Source organism: Variovorax sp. RTB1, assembly GCF_035018765.1.
In the GTDB taxonomy this organism is placed as follows: domain Bacteria; phylum Pseudomonadota; class Gammaproteobacteria; order Burkholderiales; family Burkholderiaceae_C; genus Variovorax.
This window is the reverse complement of the sequence record NZ_JASJXG010000014.1, coordinates 83,892-110,034: the sequence shown is the minus strand read 5'-3', so window position 1 is coordinate 110,034 and position 26,143 is coordinate 83,892. Positions and strand designations below refer to the sequence as shown.

Here is a 26,143-nt window from a genome sequence, read left to right as displayed (position 1 = left end):
GCCGAGCCATGGCTGCTGCTGCTGATGCACGGCGTCGGCAGCAACGAGGCCGATCTGTTCGGACTTGCGCCGCACATGCCGCCGGCGTTCCACGTCGTCAGCCTGCGTGCGCCGAACGTGTTGTCACCCGATTCATACGCGTGGTTCTCGTTTCATGTCAGCGCGACCGGCCAGCGCACGATCGACGAAGCGCAGGAGCGCGAGAGCCGTTTCCTGGTCGGCGAGATGCTGGTTTCAGCCGCGCAGCAATTGGGCATTCCGCCGGAGCGCGTCGTCGTCGGCGGCTTCAGCCAGGGCGGCATCATGTCGCTGTCGCTGTTGCTCACGCAGCCTGAAAAAGTTCGCGCTGCGATGGTCTGGCACAGCCGTTTGCTGCCCCAGGTCGAAGGCCATTTGGCGCCGCGTGAAGCCTTCGAAGGCAAGGCGTTGTGGGTTAGCCATGGCACCGCGGACAACGTGATTCCGCTGGCTGCTGCAGAGCACACGCGCGCCTTCGTCGGCAACCTGCCGATCGCGTTGTCGGGCGCCGATTTCCCGGGCGGGCACGAGATCAGGCCGGCGGAGTTGCAGCAGGCGACTGCGTGGCTGCAGTCGCTGGCCTGAGCGACCGGCTCAGGCCAGGCAGTTCAATCCAGCCCGTCGAAATCCGCGTCGTCCGGCCCGATGTGCGCGGGCGAGCGCCAGCCGGCATCGCGCATCGACCGCGCCACCTGCTTGTCCACACCCATCAGCACTGCGAAAAGGGCCATGCGCACCGGAATCCCGTTGTCGGTCTGCCTGAAGATCGCCAGCCGCGGATCGTGGTTGAGGTCGATGCTCAAGTCGTTCGCGCCGTTTCGCCCATCGCGCGGCAACGGGTGCATGAGGATGGTGTCGGGCTTGCAGACTGCGTCGACGAGTGCCTTGCGCACCTGAAACTCGGGCGTGTAGCCCTCCATCACTTCGCCCTCTGCAAAACGTTCTTTCTGGACACGCGTCGCGTAGACCACGTCGGCGCCGCGCAGCCCTTGCTCGAGCGACGCGGTCTGCTCGATGACGTGACCGTTCTGTGCGACCAGCTCCACCAGGTAGGCCGGCATCTCCAGCGACGGCGGTGCGATCAGCGTGAACTTGAGGTTGCGATACAGCGACAGCAGCCGGATCAGCGAATGCACCGTGCGGCCGTATTTGAGGTCGCCGACCATCGCGATGTGCGTGCCGTCGACCAGCTTGCCCATGCGCGAGAACTCCCGCTGAATCGTGTAGAGATCGAGTACGGCCTGGCTCGGATGTTCGCCCGGACCATCGCCGGCATTGATGACCGGGATGTTGGTCGCGCGTGCGAACTCCGCCACCGAACCCTGCTCCGGATGTCGGACAACCAGCGCATCGACGTAGCCGCTCATCACGCGGCTGGTGTCGTAGATCGACTCGCCCTTGGCCATTGAAGAGAAGGTAAATCCGGTGGTGTCGCAGACCGTGCCGCCGAGCCGGCAAAAGGCCGCGCCGAAGCTCACCCGCGTGCGCGTACTGGCCTCGAAGAACAGGCTGCCGAGGACGGCCCCTTCCAGGATGCGCGTGACCTTCTGCCGGCGCGCGATCGGCTGCATTACATCGGCGACCTGGAACAAATCCTCCAGGCTGCCGCGGTCGAATTGCGCGACCGACAGCAATTGCGGTTTGCCTTCGGCCGCGATGCGTTGCACAAGGGGGCGCTGGTCTGTGCTTGTTGATCCGGCTGCCGCTCCGAGTGCTTCGCGTTGCAGGATTTCCGCCACGAACTTGTCGACCATCTCCGGCATGGCGCGCGACTCGCTCGACTCTGACGGCAGCAGCCAGGTGTCGAGGGCGCGGCGGCGCACGCCGAGCCGTTCGGAGAATGCGTCGCGCGTGAGGTTGAGGCGGCGCATTGCGTCGCGGAGGAGATCTTGTTGCTGGCTCATAGGCGAAATATACGCTATGAGCAATGCGAATACGCGGAAAAACTACGCAATGCGTATATCAACAGCGGGGCGAAATGTTCGCGCGACTGACCTGCGAACGGATGCCCTTTGCTACATCTCGTCGATCTGCGTACTGCGCGTTTCGCCCTGCGCTGCCAGCGAGTACCGCTCGCGCGTCTTCACGTAGAAGCTAGCGCCAAAGCGCCCCACCGGGAAGTAGTGCTGCAGCCGCACGCGCCAGGTTTCGGTGTCGATGAGTTCGTCGCGCGCATGCATCCAACGCACCTGGCCGATAAAGATCTGACGGCTTTCGGTTTCGAGCGTTTCCCACAACGTGCACTCGAAAGCGACCGGCGCTTCGGCGATGCGTGGCGGCTTGACGTAGTTGCTCGGCAGCGCAGTGAAGCCGACCACGTCGAGCTCGCTCACATGCGGCGGATGCCGCTCGCCGCAGCGGTGCATCTGTTCGGCAGTGTCTTCGTCTGCCAGGTGCACCACGAACTCGCGCTCGCGCACGATGTTGGCTGCGGTGTCCTTGAGCGCGCCGTCTTGCAGCCGGTTGACGCTGATCATCACGATCGGCGGCTCTTCGCCCATCATGTTGAACATGCTGAAGGGGGCCGCGTTGACCACGCCGTCGGCGCCGAGCGTGGTCACCAGCGCGATCGGCCGCGGCACGATCAAGCTCGCCATGAGCTTGTAACGCTGGTGCTCGGTGAGCTTGGAGAAGTCGATGTCCATCCGGAGTCCCTGGTGTTCACATGAGGTTACGGGCCGTCATGCTGGCGGGTTTTTAATGGGGCGCATGCCAGAGCGCGATCCACAAGAGTATTCCAGAGACCCAGCAGAATTCAGGCCAACGCGCGAGTCGCCGACGTTGCGCATCGTCATCGTGCTGCTCGTCCTTGCCGCCGCTGCAGCAGGAGGGTGGTGGTACTGGTCGCAACAGCGGCAAACGACACCGCCCGCACCGACTGCAATGGCGCCACAGCCGGACATTCCAGCGACACCTGCGGCACCGCCTGCTGCGCCCGCTGCCACAGGCCCGCAAAACCCGATCGACGCCCTTGCGCAGCCGGACGCGGCGCTGCCTTCGCTGGCCGATTCGAATGCGGCAGTGACCAAGGCGCTGACCGATTTGCTGAGCGCCAAGTCGGTGGCATCGTTCCTGCAGATCGATGACTTCGTGCGCCGCTTCGTCGCGACCGTCGACAACCTGCCGCGTGCGCAAGCGCCTTCGCGCATGTGGCCAACGCAACCCACGCCGCAGCGCTTCGAAGTGACGGGCACAGACGAGACGCTGACCCTCGATCCGGCCAATGCCGGGCGCTACACCGCCTTCATCGCGTTCACGGATTCGGTCGACAGCGCCAAGGCCGTCGCGGTCTATGCGCGCCTGTACCCGCTGTTTCAGCAGGCCTATGAAGAGCTGGGTTATCCGGGCAAGTACTTCAATGACCGGCTGGTCGCGGTTATCGACCATTTGCTGGCGGCCCCCGAGCCGCAGGGTCCATTGCAGCTCAAACTGACCGAGGTGAAAGGCACCGTGCCGTCGTCACGGCCGTGGACCCGCTACGAGTTCGCCGACCCGCAGCTCGAGGCGTTGTCGAGCGGGCAGAAGCTGCTGGTGCGAATGGGGCCGGACAACGAGCGGCGGATGAAGTCAAAGCTGCGGGCGTTGCGTGGTCAGGTGGGTACGGGGGAAATGGCGAAGCGTTAGCAAGAGCCGGACGTGCTGTCACTCAACGCCGCTGAATATCCGCCCCGCCGAGGTACACCCGGTTAAACACTGGCGAGATCACCAACTCGTTGATGCACACGTGCGGCGGCATCTCGGCGATGAAGCGAATGGTCTTGCCCATGTCGTCTTCTTGCAGCATGCGCGCCTTGTCTTCTTCGCTCGGCTCGACCGGGCGCTGCTTGAGGATCGGCGTTGATACCTCTCCAGGACACAGCGCGGTGGCGCGCAGACCATTCACGCATTCTTCGATGTTGAACGAATGCGTGAGCGCCATCAAGCCCGCCTTGCTCGCGATGTAGGCCGGCCCGGTGAGGTAGCTGAAGTGCCAGCCCGCGAACGACGCGACGTTGATGATGGTGCCGCGGCGGCGCGCCTGCATGCCCTTCAGCACGGCCAGCGTGCAAAACGTGGCGCCGTTGAGGTTGATCGCCATGACCTGCTCGAAGGTGGTCGCGTCGGTCTCTTTCCAGAAGCGCTTCGGAAAGTTGACACCGGCGCTGTTGACCAGGATGTCGACGCCACCGTGCTGCGCCTGGATGGCGGTTGCGACGCGCTCGACGGAGGCGCGATCGGACACGTCCAGCGGCAGGGCCGTGATGCTGCCCGATGGCGCGCCGCGGTCTGCTGCCTGCTTGACTGCCCCGGCGAGTTTGGCTGCGTCGCGCCCCGAGATGACGACGCGGCAACCCGCTTGCGCGAGCGCGACGGCGCCGGCCAGCCCAATGCCGCTGCCACCACCGGTCACCCAGGCGATCTGGCCGTCGAGCAAGCCGGAAAATGTTTCGGTGTCTTTCATGTCTTGTCCTCCACAGTTGTCTCGTACATCTCCACCGGCACGCAACTGCAAAACAGATTGCGGTCCCCATAAACGTTGTCCACCCGCCCAATCGGTGGCCAGTATTTGGCCTGCCGCAATGCGGCCAGCGGAAACGCCCCCAGCTCGCGCGAATACGGGTGCGGCCACTCGGCGCCGAGCAGGCTGGCTGCGGTGTGAGGCGCGTGCTTGAGCGGGTTGTCGTCCTGCGGCCAGACGCCTTCTTCGATGCGCCGGATCTCGCCACGGATGGCGATCATCGCGTCGACGAAGCGATCGAGTTCGGCCAGCGGCTCGCTTTCGGTCGGCTCGACCATCAGCGTGCCTGGCACCGGGAAGCTCAGCGTCGGCGCATGAAAGCCGTAGTCGATGAGCCGCTTGGCGACGTCTTCGGCGGTGACGCCGCTGGTCTCTTTCAGCGGGCGCAGATCGAGAATGCACTCGTGCGCGACATGCCCGCGACCTTCGGAGTTCTGACTGGCGTAAAGCGTGGGGTAATGGTTTTTCAGCCGTGCGCTGATGTAGTTGGCCGACAGGATGGCCGTCTCGGTTGCGGCCTGCAAGCCTTCAGCGCCCATCATGCGGCAGTACATCCAGCTGATCGGCAGCACCGCGGCGTTGCCGAGTGGCGCGGCCGATACCGCACCGACGCCATGCGATGCGACACCGGCCGTCGCATGTCCCGGTAAGAAGGGCACGAGGTCTGCGACCACGCACACCGGCCCGACACCCGGCCCGCCGCCGCCGTGCGGAATGCAGAAGGTCTTGTGCAAATTGAGGTGGCTCACATCGCCGCCGAACTCGCCCGGCGCGGCCACGCCGACCAGCGCGTTCATGTTGGCGCCGTCGACATACACGCGACCGCCGTGCGCGTGCACCAGCGCGCACAGTTCCTTCACGCCAGCTTCGAACACGCCGTGCGTGCTCGGGTAGGTGATCATCACCGCGGCCAATTCAGCGCTGTGTTTTTCGCAGGCGCGCCTCAGGTCGTCGAGGTCTACATTGCCTTGCGCATCGCAGGCCGTCACGATCACCTGCATGCCGGCCATCTGTGCGCTGGCTGGGTTGGTGCCGTGGGCCGACGACGGAATGAGGCAGATGTTGCGCCGCTCTTCGCCGTGCGATGCGTGGAACGCCTTGATCGCCAGCAAGCCGGCGTATTCGCCTTGCGAGCCCGCGTTCGGCTGCAGGCTGATGCCGGCATAGCCGGTCGCTTCGCACAGCCAGTCGCGCAGTTGCTGGTCGAGCTCGGCATAGCCCCGGAGCTGATCAGCCGGTGCGAACGGATGAATGTTCGCGAACTCGGGCCAGGTGATCGGGATCATCTCGCTCGTCGCGTTGAGCTTCATGGTGCAACTCCCGAGCGGAATCATGGTGCGGTCGAGCGCCAGATCCTTGTCGGAGAGGCTGCGGATGTAGCGCAGCATCGCCGTCTCGCTCTTGTGGGTGTTGAACACCGAGTGCGTCATGAAAGCGCTGGTGCGGCGCAGCGCTTCGGGGATGCGCGGCGTCACCTTTTCAGCCAGTACGGCGAAGCGCGGCATCGGCGTGCCGGCCGGTACGAACAGCGCCCACAGCATTTCGATGTCGGTGCGCGTCGTCGTCTCGTCGAGCGAAATGCCCAGGTGCTGTTGCAGCCGATGGCGCAGGTTGACGTTGGCCGCATGTGCGCGCTCGAGGATGTGCGTGGTGTCGTCGCCGCTCTTCACCGTGAGTGAATCGAACGCCGTCGTGTTGACCAGTTCGCGCCCCATCTGCTCGAGTCCTTGCGCCAGCACCGCGGTGAGTGCGGCGACGCGTTGCGCGATGCGCGTGAGCCCGGCCGGGCCGTGATACACCGCGTACATGCTGGCGATGACGGCCGGCAGCACTTGCGCCGTGCAGATGTTCGACGTCGCCTTCTCGCGGCGGATGTGCTGCTCGCGCGTTTGCAGAGAGAGCCGGTAGGCAGTCTGACCATGCGCATCGATGCTCACGCCGACCAGACGGCCCGGCAGCGAGCGCTTGAACGAATCCCGACATGCCAGGTAAGCAGCGTGCGGGCCGCCGTTGCACATCGGCATGCCGAAGCGCTGCGTGGTGCCGCAGACGATGTCGGCGTCCCACTCGCCGGGAGGCGCCAGCAACGTGAGCGCCAGCAGGTCGGCGGCGACGCAGAAGGCTGCGCCCTTGGCATGCGCGAGGCCGGCCAGCGGACGCAGGTCATGCACTTGCCCTGTCGTTCCTGGATATTGCGCCAGCGCCCCGAAGAAATCACCACTGGCCATCATGTGTGGCAGCGTGTCGGAAGCGGTGCTGACCTTGATCTCGATGCCGAGCGGCGCGGCGCGCGTGCGCAGCACTTCGATGGTTTGCGGATGGCAGTCGCCCGCCACCAGAAACACGTCGCTCTTGCTTTTGACGCTGCGTTTGGCCAGCGTCATCGCTTCGGCCGCGGCGGTGGCTTCGTCCAGCATCGACGCATTGGCGATCGCCATGCCGGTGAGGTCGCACACCATCGTCTGGAAGTTGAGCAAGGCCTCCATACGACCCTGCGAAATCTCGGCCTGGTAGGGCGTGTACGCCGTGTACCAGGCGGGGTTTTCGAGGATGTTGCGCAGGATCACGCCGGGTGTGTAGGTGCCGTAGTAGCCCTGCCCGATGAAGTTGCGCGCGACCTTGTTCTTCGCCGCGATCGCCTTGAGTTCGGCCAATGCGCCGGCTTCGCTGATCGGCGGCGGAAGATTCATCGGCTTGCTTCGACGGATCGATGGCGGCACGATGCCGTCGATCAGTTCCTTGCGTGTGGCCGAGCCGATGACGGGCAGCATGCGCGCTTCGTCTGCAGCTTCGATGCCGATGTGGCGCGCGATGAATTCATCGGCGTTCTCGAGTTCACGAAACGAAGGCAGGGAAGGCAACGAGGGCAGGGCAGACATCGGCATGGCGAGTGATCAGGCTTCGCTGGAAAACTTGTCGTAGGTGGGTGCGTCCATCAGCGCATCGAGCTGCAGTGCATCGGCGAGCTTCACCTTGAAGAACCAGCCGGCGCCGAGCGGGTCGCTGTTGGCCAGCGATGGGTCGGCGCGCAAGGCCTCGTTCACTTCAGTGACCTCGCCCGACAGCGGCATGAAGACGTCGGCCGCGGCCTTGACCGACTCGACCACGCCGGCGACTTCGCCCTGCGCAAAGGTCTTGCCGACTTCGGGCAGGTCGACGAAGACGACATCGCCCAGTGCGTCCTGCGCGTGGACCGTGATGCCGACGGTGACCGGAGCGCCTGCCTCGGCGGCATCGACCCACTCGTGGTCTTTGGTGTATTTGACTGTCATCTGAAAACTCCTTGGGAAAAAAATTCAGCCTCTGAAATAGTGCGTCGGAACGAAAGGCAGCGTGGTCACTTCCATCGGGACCGGCTTGCCGCGCACGATCGCCTGAATGCGCGTACCGGGCTCGGCATAAGCCAACGCGACATAAGCCATCGCGATCGGCCGTTCGGCGGTCGGGCCAGGCAGGCCGCTGGTGACCTGGCCGATGGCGAGTCCGCCTTCGAACGATTCGAGCAGCGTGCCGTCGCGCACCGGGATGCGCTCCAGCGCGACCAGGCCGACGCGCTTGCGCTTGAGCGTCGCGTGGTCGGTATGACCTGCGCCGCCGGTCGATGCAGTGAGCTGTGCCAACACTTTGTCTGCGCCCGGAAAACCGCCTTCGCGCGCGCCCCCGGCGCGTCGCACTTTCTGGATCGCCCAGTTGAGTGCGGCTTCGACGGGCGTCGTCGTGCTGTCGATGTCGCTGCCGTACAGGCACAGCCCGGCTTCGAGCCGCAGCGAGTTGCGCGCGCCCAGGCCGATGGGTTGGACTTCGGGTTGTGCCAGCAGCAGTCGCGCAAGCGCATCTGCATCGCGCGCGGCCATCGAGATTTCGAAACCGTCTTCGCCGGTATAGCCACTGCGAGTGACGAAGACCGGAATCTTTGGACCGTCGCCGTTGTCGATCGACACCGCACCGCCGGTCATGAAAACGAAGTGGTCGATGCCTGGACACAGGCGCGCCATCGTGGCCGCAGCCTGCGGCCCCTGCAACGCGAGCAAAGCATGGTCGGGCAGCGGCTGGACTTCGCATCGGTTGCCGATCTTGCGCTGGATGTGCGCCAGGTCGGCCACCTTGCAGGCGCCGTTCACGATGACGAAGATCGAGTCCTGTCCTTCGTTGAAGAACATCAGGTCGTCGAGGATGCCGCCCTCGTCGTTCAGCAGCAGGCCGTAGCGCTGCTTGCCCGGCGCGAGGCCGATGACGTCGACCGGCATCAGCGTTTCAAAAGCTGCCGCCGCATCGGGCCCGACCAGCCGCAGCTGGCCCATGTGCGAGATGTCGAACAGGCCCGCGGCGTTGCGCGTGTGCTTGTGTTCGGCGATCAGGCCAGCCGGGTATTGCACCGGCATCGAGTAGCCGGCGAACGGCACCATGCGGGCGCCGAGTTCGACGTGCAGATCATGGAGCGGAGTTTTAAGCAAGGCGTCGGTAGCGTCGGATGGGGCAGCGGCCATGGCAATTTCCAGCAAAAAAAGCGCCCGATTTCGCTAGGGACGCGGTGTCGGTTTTTTTTCTGTGCGCCGGTTCCCCGTTCGAGGCCCCTGCGCCTTCGTCGGCCTCGAACGGCGAGGCATTCTCTTGTCCTCCGTCAGTGTAGTGGGTCGCGCCGATCGTGTTGGGTCGGCCGTACCTTGGTGGCGAATTCAGACCCGCCAGGATGGGGTAACCCCTGTAAATAGCGCGCTAGCACCCGCCAGGCGTTCATTGGCCGAATACTTGTCACGTACGCACCCACGCAAGGAGACAAAGTATGAAAAGACATCGCAAGGCAACCGGCATTGTTCTGGCCGTGCTGTTGACAGGCGCCCAGGCGTCGGCCTTTGCCAATTCGGCACTGGCCAGCAAGTACGGTTGCCTCGGCTGCCATGCCGCGGCCACCAAGCTGGTGGGGCCGGCCTACCAGGACGTGGCAGCGAAATACAGCGGCGACAAGGGAGCCGTCGAGATTCTCATGAAGAGCATCCGGAACGGCGGTACCGGCAAGTGGGGCGATATGGCCATGCCGCCGCAGGCCCAGGTATCCGAGGCCGATCTGAAGCGCCTGGCCACGTGGATCCTCGGTGGTGCTCGTTGAGCACGGGCGTGATGGCAAGGGCTTTCCCTTGGATGTAGCTGGCTAAAACCTGCAGGCTGGAAGCGGGTGCAACACTGGCTCGCCACTCAAAAAAACCGGAGACAAGACATGCGTGTGATTGCTATTGAACCGTTGGCGTTGGCGTTGGCGCTGCCCGACGCAGACTCGTGCACCGAAGACAACGGCAGTGTGCCGAAGATGAATCTGCCGCTGGCACGCCGCAATTTTCTGAAGGGCTCGGGCATCCTGATGGGCACCCTTGCCACTGGGTCGGTGCTGGCGGCGCTGGCGCCGTCGCGGGCCTGGGCGCTGGAACTGCAGCAGCTCAGCAAGAGTGAAGGGCAGACGCTGATGGCCATGGGCCGGGTGCTGTATCCGCACAAGAAATTGCCCGATGCGGTCTACGCGCTCCTGGTCAAAGACCTGGATGCCAAAACCGAGGCGGTGCCGATGCTGCGCACCGGCATTGCCGCGCTCGACGAGGCTGCCGGTGGCAGCTTCGTCAAAGCCCCGGCCGCGAAGAAGCTGACGGTGGTGAAAGCGATCGAAGGCACGCCATTTTTCAACGCGGTGCGTGGTCAATGCGTGACTTCGCTGTACGACAACGACATGGCCTTCGCGGTCTTCGGCTACCCCGGCTCGGCCTGGGAGAAGGGCGGCTACATCACCCGTGGTTTCCAGGATCTCAAATGGCTGCCGGCGCCGACCCTGGCCGCCAGCCCGCCGCCGTTTCTCGGTTGAGCAGCGCCTGCCATCCCGACTATTCATACAAAGCAAGCAGGAGACAGACAACATGGCAAAGTTCGATTCCAGTGACGACTCGGTGGTCGTCATCATTGGTTCAGGTGCCGGCGGCGGCACGCTGGCCAACGAGTTGGCCCAAAAGGGCATCAAGGTGGTGGTGCTGGAGGCCGGCGCACTGCAGTCCAGCGCCACCTTCATCAACGACGAGTGGAAGTCGTTCGGCCAGATCGCCTGGCTCGATAACCGGACCACCTCGGGCAACTGGCGTGTGGCCACCGACTTCCCCAATCTGCCGGCATGGATCTGCAAGACGGTGGGCGGCACCACGACTCACTGGGCCGGTGCGTCGCTGCGACTGCAGGACCATGAATTCAGGGTGCGCACGGTGTATGGCGATATCAAGGGCGCCAACCTGATGGACTGGCCGGTCACGCTGAAGGAACTGGAGCCCTACTACGCACGCGCGGAAGACAAGATGGGCGTGACGCGCACCAACGGCATCCCGGGCCTGCCGGGCAACAACAACTTCAAGGTCCTTTACGCCGGCGCCACCAAGCTGGGCTACAAGGAAGTGCATACCGGCAACATGGCCATCAACAGCCAGCCGCGCGACGGCCGCGGCCGTTGCATGCAACTGGGCTTCTGCTTTCAGGGCTGCAAGAGCGGCGCCAAGTGGAGCACGCTGTACACCGAGCTGCCCAAAGCCGAGAAGACCGGCAACATGGACCTGCGACCCGAGAGCCATGTCACGCGCATCGAGCACGACGCGGCCGGCAAAGTGAATGGGGTCGTCTACTTCGACAAGGAGGGCAAGGAACAGCGGCAGAAGGCGCGCATCGTGTGCGTCGCCGGCAACTCGATCGAAACGCCGCGCCTGCTGTTGCTGTCGGCCTCCAATCTGTACAAGGACGGGCTGGCCAACAGCTCGGGCCAGGTCGGTCGTAACTACATGCGCCATCTGACCGGATCGGTTTACGGCATGTTCAAGGATCCTGTCCACATGTACCGCGGCACCACCATGGCCGGCATTGTTCGCGACGAAGCCCGTCACGACCCGAAGCGCGGCTTCGTCGGTGGCTACGAACTGGAAACGTTGTCTCTCGGTGTGCCCTTCATGGCAGCCTTCCTGAATCCAGGCGGCTGGGGTACCGAGTTTGCCGAGTACATGGACAACTACACGCGCCTGGCCGGCATGTGGATCGTCGGCGAGGACATGCCGCGCGAAAGCAATCGCGTTACGCTCAATGCCACCCTGAAGGACAAGTGGGGCAGCGCCATCCCCAATGTGCACTTCGACGACCACGAGAACGACATCGCGATGAGAGAGCACGCTTTTCGCCAGGGCCAGCGTGTCTACGCGGCGGCCGGCGCCATCAAGTCGTTTCGAACGCCGCCTTACCCGAGCACGCACAACATGGGCACCTGCCGCATGGGGGCATCGGCTAAGGACAGTGTCTGCAACGCCCATGGCCAGACGCACGACATCGCCAACCTGTTCATAAGCGACGGCAGCCAGTTCACCAGCGGTGGCGCCGAGAACCCGACGCTGACCATCGTCACGCTCGCGATCCGGCAGGCGGAGTACATCGCCAGCCAGATGACGGCTCGTGCGGTTTGAGTTTTATGTCATCAACCAAAGGAGGCTGCCATGTGTGAGTTCTTTGTCAACGCCGACCCCATCCTCTATGAGCAGCGCTCGCGTACCGTGCGCATTCATGGTGTGCTCACCAGCTTGCGCCTGGAGAACATGATGTGGGACACGCTGGCCGAAATGGCGGCAGAAGAGGGGCGTACCACCAATGCATTGATCTCGACGTTTCACGACGAGGTGCTGGCGCACCGTGGTGAGGTGCCCAACTTCGCATCGTTCCTGCGTGTGACGTGCATGCGCTACCTGCGGCGCCGGCTGCTGGCCAGCGAGACGCCGCCGCGCCTCGTTGGCCCGGCGCCAACGTCGGCCGTATCGGCCGCATCGGCAATGGTGCGCCCTTTGGCGGTGGCGACGTCCCGATGAGCTTCACCACCGAAATCCATCCAGGCGTCTGCGCGGAGCCGAATGCAGCGTCGCAGAGCTTCGTGTTCAACCACAGCATGCTGCGCGTGAAGGATCCGGCGGTGGCGCTCGATTTCTACAGCCGCGTGTTCGGCATGCGGGTACTGCGCAAGCTGGATTTTTCGGAGATGCAGTTCTCGCTCTATTTCCTGCACAAGCCAGTGGCCGGCCACGCACCGCCCGACGATGTAGGCGAACGCACCGCGTGGACTTTCAGCCAGACCGGCATCCTCGAACTCACGCACAACTGGGGCACCGAAAACGACGTCGACTTCAAATACCACGACGGCAATGCGCAACCGCAGGGCTTCGGGCACATCTGTTTTTCGGTGCCCGACCTGGACGCCGCGGTGCAGTGGTTCGACGACAACGGGGTGACGTACGTCAAGCGCCCCGATCAGGGCAAGATGAAAGACGTCGCCTTTATCAAGGACCCGGATGGTTACTGGATCGAGATCGTCGAGCCGGCCCGGCTCAAGAAGCTGGGTCGATCCTGACTCTTCGATTTTCGGTGGCATACCCACGCAATTCGGCGCAAATGTGGCGAAGCGCGGCGCGATGGAATCAGGGCCCGCCACCCGGGTTGGGTATGCCAGCAAGCGCACCCGTGACTGCACCGCTCCATATGGCCGGACAAAACGCATTGGCCGTACCGACCTTGTCGCCCAGTGCATCCAGGCCGCTGCCCAGCAACTGGTTCGCCCATTCGGTGCTGTTGTTGCGCACGAACGCAAACACATTGGTCATTGCGTCACCCGGTGCTTCCAGCACGTTGTTGCCCAGGTTGTTGTTCCACTGCGGATCCCATTGCAGATCGATGCTGCGATCGCTTTTCGGGCCGAAGGCATAGAAGGGATGCCAGTAGATCGGCGACTCCATGCCGACGACGCCTTCTGCCGCCAGCGGAATCTTGCCTTGGGCAAGGTAGTACGCGTCTAGCTGCGTGAGCCTGAAATCGCCCGCGGGCGCGGTGGCGCCATCGGGTGACAGCACCTTGAAGTAGGCCTCGGCGACGAACTGATATCCCTGCAACGCCTTCACGATAAGGCGGTTGGCGATCGGGATGCCCAGTCGATAGCCGTAGTGCACACGCAAGTGCAGCACGCTCGCTTCGCCCAGCGTCTCGTTCGAAATGGCGCCACGCAGTTCGCCGTCGGGCGGCGTCGGGTCGTTGATGCCGGCGCCGGTCGACAGGGCCTTCGCCTTGTAGTCGTAGGGCAAGGGCTTTCGGTAGCGCATCGTGTCGTTCGGGATCTGCACCACCCAGCGGTTCTCGCCAAAGTTCTCGACGAACGACCAGTCGATAAAGGCATGTTGCGTCGGGTTCAGGTACTCGATGCAAGCTGATTCGATCAGGTCCTTGTTGGTGTCGACCCAGCCTTTGACGAGCCCGCCGGGGCTGGCTTCGCGCACGTTGAGCGGCATCATTCCCTTGACCAGTCCTTGCCAGACGCTGCCGCGCGTCAGTACGTTGGTGGTGGTCTCCAGTGCCGCGCTGTTCACCGCGCCCCAGCCCTTCGCATTGGGCATGCGCATGATGAAGGGCAGTGGCATGCCGTTGTTGAGCGAGCCGGCCCGCGCGGCCTCGTGCGCTGCGTATTCCAGCGTCAGCCGCGTTCGGTAGATGAGGCCGAACTGCACGAGGCACATCACGAACAGGATGAGCACGGGCAGTGCGATCAGCGTCTCGGTCATCGAGATGCCGTGCTGGCGGCTTCGGCCGCTGGGCCGGTGGGCGGGTCGCGCGGTCATGCGGGTTCCTTTTCGGTTTGCCATCCGTACAAGCTCGTACCGACGAAGAGTCCGAGTGCGCGCGCCTGGCCTGCCGCCAGTTCGAGCACGCTCGCAGCCTTCCGACACATCGCCATGCGCATCGGCGAAAGGCGCTCCGCGATGCGCACGATGCGGCCGGTGCGATCGACGAAGACGACGTCGATGTCATGCCGCATGCCGATCGTGTGGACCGAACTACAGCGCGTGATGAAGAGGCCCTCGCTGCCCTGCAACTCAGGCCGGCCGAGCAAGCCTCGCGTGCGGTCCCAGCCGCTTTCGGCAATGCGCACCGGGCCGATCGGCTGCGCCGTCGACGTGGCTGAAAGGTGAACGGCACGCATGGATTCAGTTCGTCCGCGTCGACGCAAGGAACTCCATCACCAGCGGAAAAAAGATGATGATGAAAGTGACCGGAAAAATGAAGATGACCAGCGGCCCGATCATCTTCACCGGCGCTTCCATGGCCAGCTTTTCGGCATGCTGAAAACGCTCGGTGCGGCGCTGGTCAGAAATGGCCGAGAGCGTGTCGGCCAGGCTGGCGCCAAGCGATTCGGCCTGCGTCAGGTTCGACACCAGGCTCTTGATGTGCCGGTTGTCGAGCCGGTCGGCCAGTGCGTTGAGGGCGTCCATGCGGCTCGCGCCGGTGCGCATTTCGCGCATCATCCGGTCGAACTCTTCGCCCAACGCACCCTTCGGCCCTTTCTGCACAGCCTGCGCAATGGCGCCGGTGAGGCTCAGCCCGGCCTGGCAGCACAGCGTGATCATGTCGAGGTAGCCCGGGAGGGTGCGCAGGATGTCCTTGTCGCGGCGCTTGCGCCGGTCGCGCATCCACATGACCGGATAGAACCAGCCCAGCACGCAGCCCAGCAGCATGATCCACACCTTGGTGCCTGCCACCGCGTTGAGCATGCCCGCGGTCCACAGGCCGACCCCGCCGACGATCAGCATCGAGACGATCTGCACCGCGATGAACTCTTCGGCGCGCAGCACGAATTCCAGGCCGGCCAGTTGCAGCTGGCGCTTGCGCTTGACCAGCATCGACGTCGGCATGATTTCCGATACGTGGAACTGCAGGATGTTGATGGCCGGCCACACCACGCGCAGCGCGATCGGCAGCGGGTCCATGTGGGTGCGCTCCGAAGGCCGGGCCTTGCGGATGAGCGCGATGACGTACAGCAGCAGCACCACGCCCGTGGTCGCGCACAGGAAGATGATGAGAAGCAGGATGAGCTGGCGCATCGGGTGTCCTGCTGTCAGATATCGATCGCGACGATCTTGCGGATCATTGCGTAGCCTAGCGACAGCATCACTGCGACGACGCCCAGCACGGCCCAGCCGATGGTGGTGGTGAAGAGCAGCTTCATGCTCGGCTGCATCAGGTAGAGCACACCCATCAGGAACAGCGGAAACAGCGTCATCACGATGCCCTGGATGCGGCCCTGCGCGGTCAGCGCCTTGATCCGGCCTTCGAGGATGGCCTTGCGGCGCAATGTCTCGGCCAGCACCTGCAGCGGCTCCGACAGATTGCCGCCGACTTCCTTGGACACGCGCAGCGCGACCACGACCAGCACGAAGTCCTGTATGTCGAGCCGCTGCGCCATTTTCTGGATCGCATCGTCGAAGCTGACACCCAGCCTTTGCTCCTTCAACACCAGCCCGAACTCCTGCCCCAGCGGTCCTTTCTGGTCGCGCACCAGCACCTGAATGGCCACCGACAAGGCGCTGCCTGCGCGCAATGCGCTGGCGATGAAGAGCAGCGCATCGGGCAGCTCCGATTCGATCAGCTGGCGCCGCTTCTTGCGTTGCCGTGCGAACCAGCGCGCCGGCAGAAGATAGATCAGCACCGCCAGCACCAGCCCGCCGACCAGTCGACCCGACAGCAGCCAGCCGACCGCAGCGCCGGCGATGACCATCGCCATGTGACCCGACGCGAAAGCCATCGCGTGCTGTGCCTGGAACTCCGACAGGTTCAGGGTGCGGCGACCGCTGCTCTGCAGCTTCTGCATGACCCTTGCCGTGAAGACCGACGAGCGCTGCAGCACGAGGTATCCCACCAGGCAGAAAAAGCCCATGCCGCACAGCACGGCGCCCGTCAATGCGATCGTATTGGGGCTCATGCCGTTGCCTCGCCGAACATGTAGTTCATGTCGAGCTTCACGCCGTGCTCCTGCAGCCGCGTGAAGAACTCCGGCACCGGCCCCGCGGCGCCAAAATTGCCGACCGTCCTGAAGTCCGCATCGACGCCGGTCTTGCGGAACACGTAGATGTCCTGCATCTGGATCACGCCTTCCGAAAAGCCGGTGATCTCGGTGATCTGCGTCACCTTGCGGCTGCCGCACGGAAAGCGGGTGAGCTGGACGATGAGGTCGACAGCAGAAGCGATCTGTTCGCGGATGGCCGAGACCGGGATGTTCATGCCGGCCATCGTCACCAGCACTTCGAGCCGCGAGACGGCATCGCGCGGCGAGTTCGAATGCAGCGTGGTGAGCGAGCCGTCATGACCGGTGTTCATGGCTTGCAGCATGTCGAGCGCCTCACCGCCACGGCACTCGCCGACCACGATGCGGTCGGGCCGCATGCGCAGCGAGTTGCGCACCAGGTCGCGAATCGCGATGGCGCCCTTGCCTTCGATATTGGCGGGACGCGATTCGAGCGACACCAGGTTGGGCTGCCCCAGCGAAAGCTCGGCGGCGTCTTCGATCGTCACGATGCGCTCGTCGGGCGGGATGAAGTTAGACACCATGTTCAAGAGCGTCGTCTTGCCGGTGCCGGTGCCGCCGGAGACGATGATGTTGAGCTTTTCCTGCACGGCGATGCGCATGAACTGCACCATCTGCGGCGTGATCGAACCCATCTGGATCATGCCCTCGTGACCCATCCGGTTCTTGGGAAATTTGCGGATCGTGATGCTCGGGCCGCGCAGGGCCAGTGGCGGAATGATGGCGTTCACCCGCGAGCCGTCTTTCAGCCGCGCGTCGACCATTGGCGAGCTCTCGTCGATGCGCCGGCCCAGCGGCGTCACGATGCGTTCGATGGCGCCCAGCACCGCGATGTTGCTGGTGAAGGCGACGTTGGTGCGCTCCAGGCGACCGGCACGCTCGATCCAGATTTCGTCGAAGCGGTTGACCATCACCTCGGTGATGGTGTCGTCCTTCAGCAGCACTTCGAGCGGGCCGAGGCCGATGGCTTCGTCGAGCAGTTGCTGGCTCAGCAGGTTGCGGTCGAGTTCGGGTGGCAGGTCGCGCGTATCGCGAATGATCTCGGCGATGAGCGCGCGGATATTCGAGCGCAGCTCTTCGTCCTTCATCTGCGCCGTGTCGATGCGGCGGTTTTCCAACTGCTGCAGCAAGGTGCGATGCAGCGATCGGCGCCAGCGCAGCAACGGATCTTCGAGCAGCGGCACGGCGGTGCGCACTGGCGCGTCCGAGTCGTTGGGCAGCTCCGCGCCGGCGGGCTGAAGAGAGGCGTCGAGCAAGACCACCAGCGTGTGGCCGCCGATGATGATTTCTTCACCGCCCGCCATCGGCCCGTAGCGCGTTACGCGGTTGCCGTCGACCCAGGTTCCGAACAGGCTTCCCAGGTCCTGCAGGAACACTTCTTCATCGTTCACGACGAACTGCGCGTGCTGGCGCGCCACGTTCCAGCCGGGCAGCACGATGGCACTTGCGCTGTCCTTGCCGATCTGCAGTTCGGGCACGTCCAGCGCGATCTCGCGCACGGGCTGTTGGGGCGAATTGACCAGGACCTTGTGCATCGCGGCGGGCCTCAGGGCGCCTCTTGCTGGCCGGGCGCCAGGGGCGGTGCGCCGTCCGGTGTTGCACGGCGCGCGGCACCGTCGCCGGTGGCTGGCTTCGACTGGTCTTCCACCAGGTTGCCGAAGCCGCGGTTGACCTGGTCCTGGATGCGGTTCGCGCGCTCGATGCGCGGCGCGCTGTAGTTGGGGTCGACCACGCGCGGCGTGATGAAAACGACCACTTCCTGCTCTGTGTCGGTGTCGGTGTCGGCACGAAAAGCCCGCCCGATGATCGGTGCGCGGCGCAGGCCCGGCAGGCCGTCGCTGGCGCGCGACGACTCGCGCTTGATCAGGCCGGACAGCACGATGGTCTCCCCGTCGCGCACGTTGAACTCGGTGTCGGTGCGGCGGATCAGCAGGCCCGGAATGCCCTGCACCGCGACGCTGCGGTCGATGCTGCTCACCTCCGTCAGGATGCTGCCCGACACGTTGCCGGCGCCGTCGGCAATGGGCTTGATGTTGAGTCGCACGCCATAGGGCTTGAACTCGACCGAGCCCGCACCCTGCGTGCTCAGGGCGGGTAGCGGAAACTCGCCACCGGCCAGGAACTTGGCCTCGCCGCCACTGCGGGTCGACAGGTTGGGCGTGGCCAGCAGGAACGCGTTGCCGCGCTGCACCAGCAGGTTGATTTGCGAGCCCAAGGTCGCGGCCACGCCGAAGTAGCTTTGCGGCGTGCGCTGGTTGCGGCTGAGCAGCGCAGCGCCGGCGGGCGTTGCATCGGTGAAGGTGGTGTCGGCCGGCAACACGCGATAGGAGCCGCTCGACGCGATGTCCGAGAACAAGCCCAGGCTGAAGCCGCCGTTGGTCATGCCCTGCCAGCGCACGCCCAGATCGTCGAGCGCCGTCTTGTTGAACTCGACGATGCGCACCTGGATGTCGACCATGCGGTCGAGGCGAATGCGGTCGGCCGTCGCGAGCGACACCACGGCCGGGCTGTAGAGCTGCGCCACGGTGCCCAGCCGCTCGACGGCGCCGGGGTCGAGGTTGCTGCCATCCATGACGATGCGCTCGCCGATGCGGCGGATGTTCACGCCCGTCATTCCCTTGGTGATCTCGCGCAGCTCGGCCTCGATGCGCTCGAGGTCGATGATGTTGACGCGCACCTTGACCTTGCGTACGCGGCCCGCCTTGTCCCACACATGCAGCGTGCTGTCGCCCGCGTCCTGCGCGGTGATGAGCATGTTGTTGCCATCGAGCACACGCGCTTCGAGCACCTTGCCGCTGCCGATGGCGACGCGTGCCACGTTCGGCATGCGCACCAGCGCCATCTGGCCGACATACAGGGTGAGATTGGCCGGCAGGTCCTGCATGACCGTCGCGCGGCTGGCGAGTTGATCGAGCTCGGCGGCGCTGATGGTCGGGCCCGTGGTCGGGCTCGTGGTCGGGCTGTTGGTCGTGCCGGTGGAGGGGGCGGCAGCGCCCGCTGCAGGTGCAACGACAGGCGCAAGAGGCCGGATACCAGGCGAGCGTTCGATCGGCGCGGACATCGACGGCGATGCTGGCGACCACGTGGACCCGGACGACATCGCAGCCGGCGCGACCGTCCCCGGTGGCAAGGTAGCGGGGCGTTGCTGGGCCAGCGCGGGACCCTGCGCCAGCAGGCACCAGGTCGCGGTTGCAGCGGCAGTCGCAGCCAGGCTGCTTCGGCGGACGATCGAACGTTTGCAGTAGGTCAAAGGCAGGGCGCTCTCGGGCGTCGTGGATAAGAAATCGGAAGCACCGGGGTCGATGTTCGACAGCACGGCGGAAAGGAGTCGGGGTCGATGCGGCTTCACCGTGGCGGCGCGGCTGCAGGCTCTGACGGCGCGGGTGCCGCGTTGGCTGCTGCAGCCGCTGCGATCGCTTGTTGCAGCCCCTGGCCCAGCCCCGATCCACCGGCGCCGCTGCGCCCGTTCGAGCCGCCGACGATGTATTCCACGCCCGGCGGCGCTGCTGCGTGAACGGCGGCGGAGGGACGCATGCGGTACGGTCTAAAGCCGTCGACGATGGCATCGAGGTCCATCGCATCGACGCCGGTTCGCATGGTCTGGCGGTCTTCGGGATTGCGCAGCGCGGCCACGATCTTGCCCATGCGCTGCGCCAGGATGAGCTTCTGCGCATCGGCGGGCGCGATGGCCACGGTGACCGTGGAATAGCGCTGCTGCGCATACGGATCGGCCTCGGCCGACACCTCGGAGCGTTTGCGCATCGAAGCGAATTGTTCCGACGTGATCTGGCCGGTGGCGCGCACCTCGACGTCCTGCAGCAGCGGCACCACCACGGCCTGCGTGCCTTCCTTCTGCTTTTCGACCACGTACATGAAATCGATGCGGTCGCCGGCGCGCAGCATGCCGGAGATCGAGCTGATCTCGTCCACCGGAATGGTGATCGCGCGCACGCCGCGCTCGATCTCTTCGGCGAACACCTTGCGCGGCGCCGCGAAGAACGAGGCGAGCAATGGTTTGCCGGCAGCCACCGGCACTGTCAACTGGCGTCCGGCGAACTGCACGAAGGTCTCGGGCGTGAGCGCGTCGTTGTGCACGTACTCGGTCGGCACCGATCGCTTGGCGACCATGGTCGGCAGCACCACCATGCCGTCGCCGAGCGCCTGGCGCGCCACCACCACGTCGCGTCGCTGGCTGTTGGCGTCCTGTTCGAGGCTGGCGGCAATCTCGCGCTCGCTGGCGCGCAGGTAGTACCAGCCGAGGCCGGCTGCCAGGAGCCCGAGGATCAGTGCGCCGATGAGCGGAGACAACCGCCGCAGGTTCTGCTTGACTTTGAGGAGGCCGGGAGAAGGTTTCATCGATGGCTGTGTAGAGGCGGTAGGGGAGGTCTGCAGGCGGCTAGAGCGGATAGGAAAGGGTGTACGAATACGTCGACCAGGCATCCTGGAAAGCCTTGATCAGCAGACCGACGACCGAGCGGTCGTAGCCCGGTACGGTGGCGAAGAGCGCCACGGCCAGGATGCCGGCGACGATGACGTACTCGGTCATCACCTGGCCGCGTTGGTGTCGCCTCATTCGGATCGCTTCATTCGGGCGTGGTCTGGCTGGCGACGACGAAGCAGCTGCCTTCTTGTCGCGCGATGGTCACGACCATTTCCTCGGTGCCGCGACGGAACACCAGCGCCGAGCGCGTGCCGGCCTCCACGGTGCGGTCTTGCAGCAGCGCCCAACCCAGCAGCACCATGCGCTCGCGGAGATACAGCGCATTGGTCTCGACGCTCATCCCGTTGGTCAGCATGATGGTGCGGTTGCGTTGTCCGGGATCGAACGAGAGCGTGTCCGACACCACCTGGGAGCCGGGCGGCCGCGGGAAGCCCTTGCCGATGCGCTCGGTGCGCTCCTGCTCGCTCGGGCCGCCTTCTTCGTACAACGCGGCGCTCGCCAGCCGGCCGAGTGTCTTGCCCGGCATACCGCGCAACTGAACCGTGACCTGATAGATGCCCATGCGCGCCCCGAGCACGCGCACCTCGCCGACCTGGCTCGCGGCGTAGCCGACCTTGTCCTTGAACCACGTCTCGTACCAGCGCAGGACCTCGGCCACCGAAGCATCGGTTTCGAAGCCGCGAATCTGCATCGGCACCGTGTTCTGCTCGATGTACTGCGCGATCCAGTAGCTCCTGGCATCGGGTGGTGGCGGCACCAGCGGCCAGTCGCGTTGCGGTGCAGCGGCCCAGCTCGCAGTCGCTGCGAGCCACAGCGCCACGGCGCCGATGAAGGCGGCGACGCGAATGCGTTGCGAAGCGTGCTGCAGAGCGAACGGCGGTGCGGCGTTCACGGCAGCGTGTTGACCACGGGTGTCGGCGGAAACGCGCGGTAGTAGCGGAACTTGTCCTTGGGGCTGCCGCCATCGGCATCGGCACCGCCGCCCGTCTCGGTGGTCGCCTGCGGCGTGATGCGCTCGAAGCGGTCGAGGGGCGTCTTCTCGATCGCATCGCCCGGCGTCAGGCCGAAAGTGAGGTTCGCATTCTTGAAGCCGGGATAGACCTGGCTGATCGCGTATGCGGACTGATGCAGTCCGCTGCGCAGTTGTTGATAGAACACGCTGTCGGTCAGCTTGAGCGGCACCAGGCCCTGGATCTTCTTTTCTTCGCGGTTGGTGCCGCCGGCGTTCCACGCTTCGGTCAGCATCGTGACCTGCTCGGTCATCTCGATCTGCGGCATGAGCGTGAAAGACGCATTGGTCTGCGTCACGTCGACCTGATTGCGCAGGTAGCCGCCGCTCACAAAAGTAAATTTGCCGAGCGACTGCGTGATGATGTTGTTGCCCAGCGCGTTCTGCGCCACCCGGATGGTGTCCCACAGCTTGTCGCTGGCGTTGAGCAGCGAGGGCAGCGTGGCCGCACTCGTGGTGGCCACCACGCGCGTGGTGCGCGCATCGATGGCCGGCAGCGTCGGCTCGAACTCCGCGATGTCCGCCGCATGAATGGTGGCGCCCGCGGTCGCGCGATCTCTGAAGATATGACGGCGCAGGTCGCGGGTCACCTCGTCGTCGGATTTCTTGATGGCACCCGACGCACCCTTGGCCTCGGCCGCGTCGATCGCGTTGGTGCCCGGCATCCACACCGTGCGTTGCCATGCCAGCAGCTTGGCGGCGGCCACGGTCTGCTGGCGCTTGGTGCCGTATTCGGCAATGGCCGGGATCGCTGCGAGCGCGATGGCGGCAAAGCTGATCACGAGCAGGGTTTCGGTCATCGCATGCCCCTGCATGCGTGCGGCGCGGTGTGGGGGCACGGGTGCGGTCTTCATCAGTCGCCGCTGTCTGGTTCGGCCGCGGCACCGATCGCCGCGCCACCCATGGCGATGGCCCGTGCCCACAACGATGGCTCGACGTTGTGCACGTGCCAGTACGGGCTGAAGAGGCTCCGGTGCTCGATGTAGCCGCCGGCAAAACCCACGTTGAATTTTCCGATTTGCGGTGGATCGTCGGCAGAAAAGTCGCGCCGGGCCCACCGGTCTTGCGGCCGCCTGAAGTACACCTGCGAGGTCGACACCGCCTTGATGTAGTCGCCACCGAAGTTGTCCTTGAGCCCCGCACGAGAACCCTCGGTCGCATCGCCGAAGCCGGCCACCTCCCCGGTACGGATGCGCTCGGCGCCCTTTTGCACGACCAGCGTGAGGGCCGGGCCCTTGTCGGTGTTCTTGCCCCACTTCAAAGGGTTCTTGCCCTTGAAGCCGTTCTCGCCCAACCAGTTGTCCGACTCGTGGGCGACCATCGGCTCGTGCGCCTTGACGTCGATGAAGCGTGGCATCGACCAGTCCTGCGTGAGGTTGGTGCCGATGCTGGTGCGTGGGCCGTAGTGCAGCTTGGCATCGAACTGGAGCACTGGCCAGGCGCCGGGCAGGATGCCGCCGTTGCGGTTGCCCGCAGCGCGCTCGAACGAGCCGCGGACCATGTAGGCGCTGTCGCCGATGGTGTCGTTCAGCCCGCCGTAGTCGCGCGCTTCGGTCGCAAAGGTGTCGAGGGTCAGGCGTTGGCCTTCCCAACTCTTCATCACGTTGGGACCACCCGCCGCGGCGGCGCCGGCGCCGAGTCCGAAGCGACCGCGTGCGATGTCGCTCGCGCCGCCGATGAGGTCGGTGTAGAGCAAGCCGATCGGCAGGCGTATCTCGATGGCGTCGGCCGACTGCCACCGGATGCGGCCCGGTCGTCCACCGAGAATGCCCCGGTCGGCCACCAGTTCGGTCCCGCCGTTCCAGTCGACCAGACCGCTGATGACGCTGCCCGCCAGATTGGCGAACCCGGGCGGCGTCACCGGGAAATTGCTGACGATGCCTTTGAGCGAACCCGCGACGCCGGAGCCGATCCACGTCGCCCAGTCGGGCAGAAAGCGGCGCTTTTTGGTCCAGTCGTCGCGCGTGGCTTGCGCGGCATGGGCGAAGCGCAGCACCTCGTTGTAGTCGTCCTCGTCGAACGGCCCGCGCGCCGACTGGTGATAGCTCTTCAGGTACAGGCCGAGGTCGGCGACGAACTTGGTCGCGAGGATGGCAGTCTCGCCCGGCGGCACGGTGGCGTCCGGGTCGTTGGCGCGAAGCACGTCGACGATGACCTGCGGCAGTTGCGCGGCCGTGCTGGCGAGCATCGCGACCTGGCTTGCGGAGATGCCCTGGTTCAGGATGCGCAGCACGTCGACGCCGATCTGCAGCGGCTTGGACGCTGGCTCCACGAAGCCTGCGATGCGATCGGCGGTGCGTTGCAGCCGCTGTGCCTGACCCCAGTTGACGACCCACTTGGCTATGAAGATCAGGTCAAAGGGTGGCGGCGTGCGGGCAGCAGTTTGAAGATTTTTCAGCCCCTCGAAGCCCTTGGCTATCACCCGACCTTCCTGGATGTTGGCCGCGCTCGTAATGAAAGCGCCCATCGCGGTCTGCACGCTGGCCAGGGTCGCGATGCTGGCCTCGTTGGCCGCCATTGCGCGGTTGGTGTACGCAAGGTAGTTGAGGCTGCGCGCGGTGAGCACGCTGGCGCTGTAGGTGGTCGCGTCGGCCGTGTTCTGCAGCTTCATTTTTTCGCGCGTCGCAGTGGCCGTGTTGTAGACCACCAGGATGCTCAAGAAAACGATCGGCAACATCGCCACGATGAAGACGATGGCCTGGCCGGCCTGCTGACCCGGATGTCGATGCCGACCCGTCTGATGCTTCGGCATGTTCGGGCGGGTCATCGGCGCGATCGCGGGATGTTTAGCGCCTGGTTACTTGGCGCCGTCCGCCGCGCCCTTGGTGTAGGTGCTCATGTTGTAGTTCACATCGGCGTTGGTGGAGCCCTTGCCGGCGGCGGTCTGCGCCTTGGTCACCTCGGCCGAGCCGGTCTTGCCGCCGACCTCCTGCGACATGCCTGCCACCTGGTTGCGCAGCGTCTGCCCGAAGAAGCTGAACACCGCGATCGCAGAGATGGCGATCAGCCCGAGGATTACGAGGTACTCGGTCATGCCCTGGCCCTTGACCTTGATCTTCGAGACGATGCGGCGGCGAACCTGGCTCAGACGTTGGGTATTCATGGAAGCTCCTGTGAAAGACATGATGAAGACACCTTGCAAGGCGGTTCCGATGGCGTTCAGGCCACGGTTTGCAGGGCACGCGAATCGAGTCTATGAAGGGGCTTTAGGGACGTTCTGTAGGTTTCTCGCCAACCCCGATACAAAACCGTGGTCAGGTGTAAGTCAGTGTTAACGAATTGTTGCCTGAAGCGCCGCGCTCGGGTTTACAAGCCGTCTTCGGCCAGCGCGCCCGAGAACCGGAGATGACTCTGCCGACGGAATTCACTCGGTGTCACGCCTTTGAGGGCAAGAAACTGGCGGTTGAAGTTCGCGACGTTGTTGAAGCCCGCGGCATAGCAGATCGACGTCACGTATCGATTGGTCTGCATCAACAGTTGGCAGGCGTGCGTGACGCGCATCTGGTTCACATAGCCAGGAAAACTGGTGCCGGTGGAGCGCTTGAAGAGCCTGCCGAAGCGGCCCGTGTTCATGCCGAGTTCGGCTGCCACGATGGCGACGGTCAGCGGTGCCGCAGGATCGGTGGCGATGCGGGCAACCAGTCCCTGGATCGCTTGCAGATCGCAGTCGGTGGCGTCGTCGGAGTTGGCGCTCGACAGCAGGCGGTAGTCGGTGCACCCCGACAGATCGATGAGAAGGTCGCAAAAGAGTCGAAATCGCTTGAGGCCATGCGTCGCCTTGATGGCGAGCCAGCTTTGCTCCGCAGCTTCAGCCATGCCGAAGAACTCGATGCCGTGGCAGGCACGCTTGAGCATGCGTGCCGTCTCGTGCAGTTCTGGAAAAGTCTCGGCCCCCATCAAGATCGTGTCGGGTGAAAACTGGATCGCCAGATCGCGTCGTGCCACGCCGGCAGCAGGTGCGTCGAGCGAAATCCAGTTGTGCGGCAAGCCGGAGCCGCATAGCACCAGATGACCCGGCTCGAAGGTGCCGATCCAGTCGCCAACGAATGCTTTGCCGGATGTCGCGACGATCAGGTGCAGCTCGAAGACGTCGTGTGAATGCCATCGCGCCAAAGGCGTCGGAAAGCCGTGTTCGATGCATCGAACCAGGCCCGCTGCGCTCGGTACTTCGTAGCCCAGCTCAGGCAGCCTGGAGGATTCCAGTTCGATTTCAGGAAGGCGCTTTCGGGCGGGTCGCCGATGAGAAAATGGCATGTGTGCGTAGCCGCCCTGTTCAATGCA

Annotated in this window: 26 protein-coding genes; 7 read left to right on the top strand and 19 right to left on the bottom strand. The window is 64.7% G+C overall.

What is annotated here, in order from left to right; translation table 11 throughout:
- On the top strand, positions 1-603 hold a 603-nt coding region (locus tag QN397_RS11680), incomplete at its 5' end, for an alpha/beta hydrolase (RefSeq protein ID WP_323500946.1).
- 23 nt (positions 604-626) lie between these two features.
- On the opposite strand, the gene QN397_RS11675 is transcribed toward QN397_RS11680, so the two are convergent.
- Both QN397_RS11675 and QN397_RS11670 read right to left on the bottom strand, forming a co-directional pair.
- Positions 627-1,922 (bottom strand): aspartate carbamoyltransferase, encoded by a 1,296-nt coding sequence (locus QN397_RS11675; protein ID WP_323500945.1) that lies wholly within the window; start codon positions 1,920-1,922, stop codon positions 627-629.
- 111 nt (positions 1,923-2,033) lie between these two features.
- Positions 2,034-2,663 carry a flavin reductase family protein gene (locus QN397_RS11670; protein WP_323497475.1) on the bottom strand — a complete coding sequence of 210 codons (630 nt, stop codon included), beginning with the start codon at positions 2,661-2,663 and terminating at the stop codon, positions 2,034-2,036.
- Between the two features lie 64 nt (positions 2,664-2,727).
- Between QN397_RS11670 and QN397_RS11665 the strand changes: the two genes are divergently transcribed.
- A complete protein-coding gene (locus QN397_RS11665; RefSeq protein WP_323500952.1) occupies positions 2,728-3,642 on the top strand; it encodes a DUF3014 domain-containing protein in 915 nt (304 codons plus the stop codon).
- A 22-nt stretch (positions 3,643-3,664) separates the two neighbouring features.
- On the opposite strand, the gene QN397_RS11660 is transcribed toward QN397_RS11665, so the two are convergent.
- From QN397_RS11660 to gcvT, 4 genes are read right to left on the bottom strand one after another with little or no spacing between them, the layout of a single operon-like run.
- Entirely contained in the window at positions 3,665-4,459 is a 795-nt protein-coding gene (locus tag QN397_RS11660) for an SDR family oxidoreductase (protein ID WP_323500944.1), read from the bottom strand.
- Positions 4,456-7,395 (bottom strand): aminomethyl-transferring glycine dehydrogenase, encoded by a 2,940-nt coding sequence (gene gcvP, locus QN397_RS11655; RefSeq protein WP_323500943.1) that lies wholly within the window; start codon positions 7,393-7,395, stop codon positions 4,456-4,458. Before gcvP ends, QN397_RS11660 begins: the two co-directional genes overlap by 4 nt.
- A 15-nt stretch (positions 7,396-7,410) precedes the next feature.
- Entirely contained in the window at positions 7,411-7,788 is a 378-nt protein-coding gene (gene gcvH, locus QN397_RS11650; RefSeq protein WP_187051524.1) for a glycine cleavage system protein GcvH, read from the bottom strand.
- Positions 7,789-7,812: 24 nt separating this feature from the next.
- Complete coding sequence (gene gcvT / locus QN397_RS11645; RefSeq protein WP_323500942.1) at positions 7,813-9,003, bottom strand: glycine cleavage system aminomethyltransferase GcvT; 1,191 nt, start codon at positions 9,001-9,003, stop codon at positions 7,813-7,815.
- Between the two features lie 296 nt (positions 9,004-9,299).
- Here gcvT and QN397_RS11640 point away from each other — a divergent pair, with 296 nt between their 5' ends.
- From QN397_RS11640 to gloA, 5 genes are all read left to right on the top strand, one after another.
- Positions 9,300-9,623, top strand: a complete 324-nt coding sequence (locus QN397_RS11640; RefSeq protein ID WP_187051526.1) for a c-type cytochrome — start codon at positions 9,300-9,302, stop codon at positions 9,621-9,623.
- 108 nt (positions 9,624-9,731) lie between these two features.
- Positions 9,732-10,364: a twin-arginine translocation signal domain-containing protein gene (locus QN397_RS11635; RefSeq protein ID WP_416352325.1), complete on the top strand. Its 633-nt coding sequence runs from the start codon at positions 9,732-9,734 to the stop codon at positions 10,362-10,364.
- Between the two features lie 52 nt (positions 10,365-10,416).
- Positions 10,417-11,985 (top strand): GMC family oxidoreductase, encoded by a 1,569-nt coding sequence (locus tag QN397_RS11630; protein ID WP_323500941.1) that lies wholly within the window; start codon positions 10,417-10,419, stop codon positions 11,983-11,985.
- A 30-nt stretch (positions 11,986-12,015) separates the two neighbouring features.
- Positions 12,016-12,381 (top strand): ribbon-helix-helix domain-containing protein, encoded by a 366-nt coding sequence (locus QN397_RS11625; RefSeq protein ID WP_323500940.1) that lies wholly within the window; start codon positions 12,016-12,018, stop codon positions 12,379-12,381.
- Positions 12,378-12,917: a lactoylglutathione lyase gene (gene gloA / locus QN397_RS11620; RefSeq protein WP_323500939.1), complete on the top strand. Its 540-nt coding sequence runs from the start codon at positions 12,378-12,380 to the stop codon at positions 12,915-12,917. The genes QN397_RS11625 and gloA overlap by 4 nt, the downstream gene beginning before the upstream one ends.
- A gap of 67 nt (positions 12,918-12,984) precedes the next feature.
- Here gloA and QN397_RS11615 read toward each other — a convergent pair whose 3' ends face one another.
- From QN397_RS11615 to QN397_RS11555, 13 genes are all read right to left on the bottom strand, one after another.
- The gene (locus tag QN397_RS11615) at positions 12,985-14,172 is read right to left on the bottom strand and encodes a TadE family protein (protein ID WP_323500938.1); all 1,188 of its coding nucleotides are present in this window, start codon (positions 14,170-14,172) and stop codon (positions 12,985-12,987) included.
- Positions 14,169-14,534 carry a DUF192 domain-containing protein gene (locus QN397_RS11610; protein WP_323500937.1) on the bottom strand — a complete coding sequence of 122 codons (366 nt, stop codon included), beginning with the start codon at positions 14,532-14,534 and terminating at the stop codon, positions 14,169-14,171. Before QN397_RS11610 ends, QN397_RS11615 begins: the two co-directional genes overlap by 4 nt.
- A 4-nt stretch (positions 14,535-14,538) precedes the next feature.
- Positions 14,539-15,432: a type II secretion system F family protein gene (locus QN397_RS11605; RefSeq protein ID WP_323500936.1), complete on the bottom strand. Its 894-nt coding sequence runs from the start codon at positions 15,430-15,432 to the stop codon at positions 14,539-14,541.
- A 14-nt stretch (positions 15,433-15,446) separates the two neighbouring features.
- Entirely contained in the window at positions 15,447-16,310 is an 864-nt protein-coding gene (locus QN397_RS11600) for a type II secretion system F family protein (RefSeq protein WP_323500935.1), read from the bottom strand.
- On the bottom strand, positions 16,307-17,947 hold the full coding sequence (locus tag QN397_RS11595; RefSeq protein ID WP_323497487.1) for an ATPase, T2SS/T4P/T4SS family: 1,641 nt from the start codon (positions 17,945-17,947) through the stop codon (positions 16,307-16,309). The genes QN397_RS11600 and QN397_RS11595 overlap by 4 nt, the downstream gene beginning before the upstream one ends.
- A gap of 11 nt (positions 17,948-17,958) precedes the next feature.
- The gene (locus QN397_RS11590; protein WP_323500934.1) at positions 17,959-19,473 is read right to left on the bottom strand and encodes a type II and III secretion system protein family protein; all 1,515 of its coding nucleotides are present in this window, start codon (positions 19,471-19,473) and stop codon (positions 17,959-17,961) included.
- 284 nt (positions 19,474-19,757) lie between these two features.
- Positions 19,758-20,768 carry a Flp pilus assembly protein CpaB gene (gene cpaB / locus QN397_RS11585; RefSeq protein WP_187051536.1) on the bottom strand — a complete coding sequence of 337 codons (1,011 nt, stop codon included), beginning with the start codon at positions 20,766-20,768 and terminating at the stop codon, positions 19,758-19,760.
- 40 nt (positions 20,769-20,808) lie between these two features.
- Positions 20,809-20,985 carry a hypothetical protein gene (locus tag QN397_RS11580; RefSeq protein WP_187051537.1) on the bottom strand — a complete coding sequence of 59 codons (177 nt, stop codon included), beginning with the start codon at positions 20,983-20,985 and terminating at the stop codon, positions 20,809-20,811.
- Positions 20,986-20,995: 10 nt separating this feature from the next.
- On the bottom strand, positions 20,996-21,745 hold the full coding sequence (locus QN397_RS11575) for a hypothetical protein (RefSeq protein WP_323500933.1): 750 nt from the start codon (positions 21,743-21,745) through the stop codon (positions 20,996-20,998).
- Positions 21,742-22,716 carry a hypothetical protein gene (locus tag QN397_RS11570; protein ID WP_323500932.1) on the bottom strand — a complete coding sequence of 325 codons (975 nt, stop codon included), beginning with the start codon at positions 22,714-22,716 and terminating at the stop codon, positions 21,742-21,744. The genes QN397_RS11575 and QN397_RS11570 overlap by 4 nt, the downstream gene beginning before the upstream one ends.
- On the bottom strand, positions 22,716-24,629 hold the full coding sequence (locus QN397_RS11565; protein WP_323500931.1) for a Tad domain-containing protein: 1,914 nt from the start codon (positions 24,627-24,629) through the stop codon (positions 22,716-22,718). The genes QN397_RS11570 and QN397_RS11565 overlap by 1 nt, the downstream gene beginning before the upstream one ends.
- Before the next feature lie 30 nt (positions 24,630-24,659).
- Positions 24,660-24,965: a pilus assembly protein gene (locus tag QN397_RS11560; protein ID WP_323500930.1), complete on the bottom strand. Its 306-nt coding sequence runs from the start codon at positions 24,963-24,965 to the stop codon at positions 24,660-24,662.
- 203 nt (positions 24,966-25,168) lie between these two features.
- Positions 25,169-26,116, bottom strand: coding sequence for an AraC family transcriptional regulator (locus QN397_RS11555; RefSeq protein ID WP_323500929.1), 948 nt, complete (start codon positions 26,114-26,116; stop codon positions 25,169-25,171).
- Positions 26,117-26,143 lie beyond the last annotated feature (27 nt).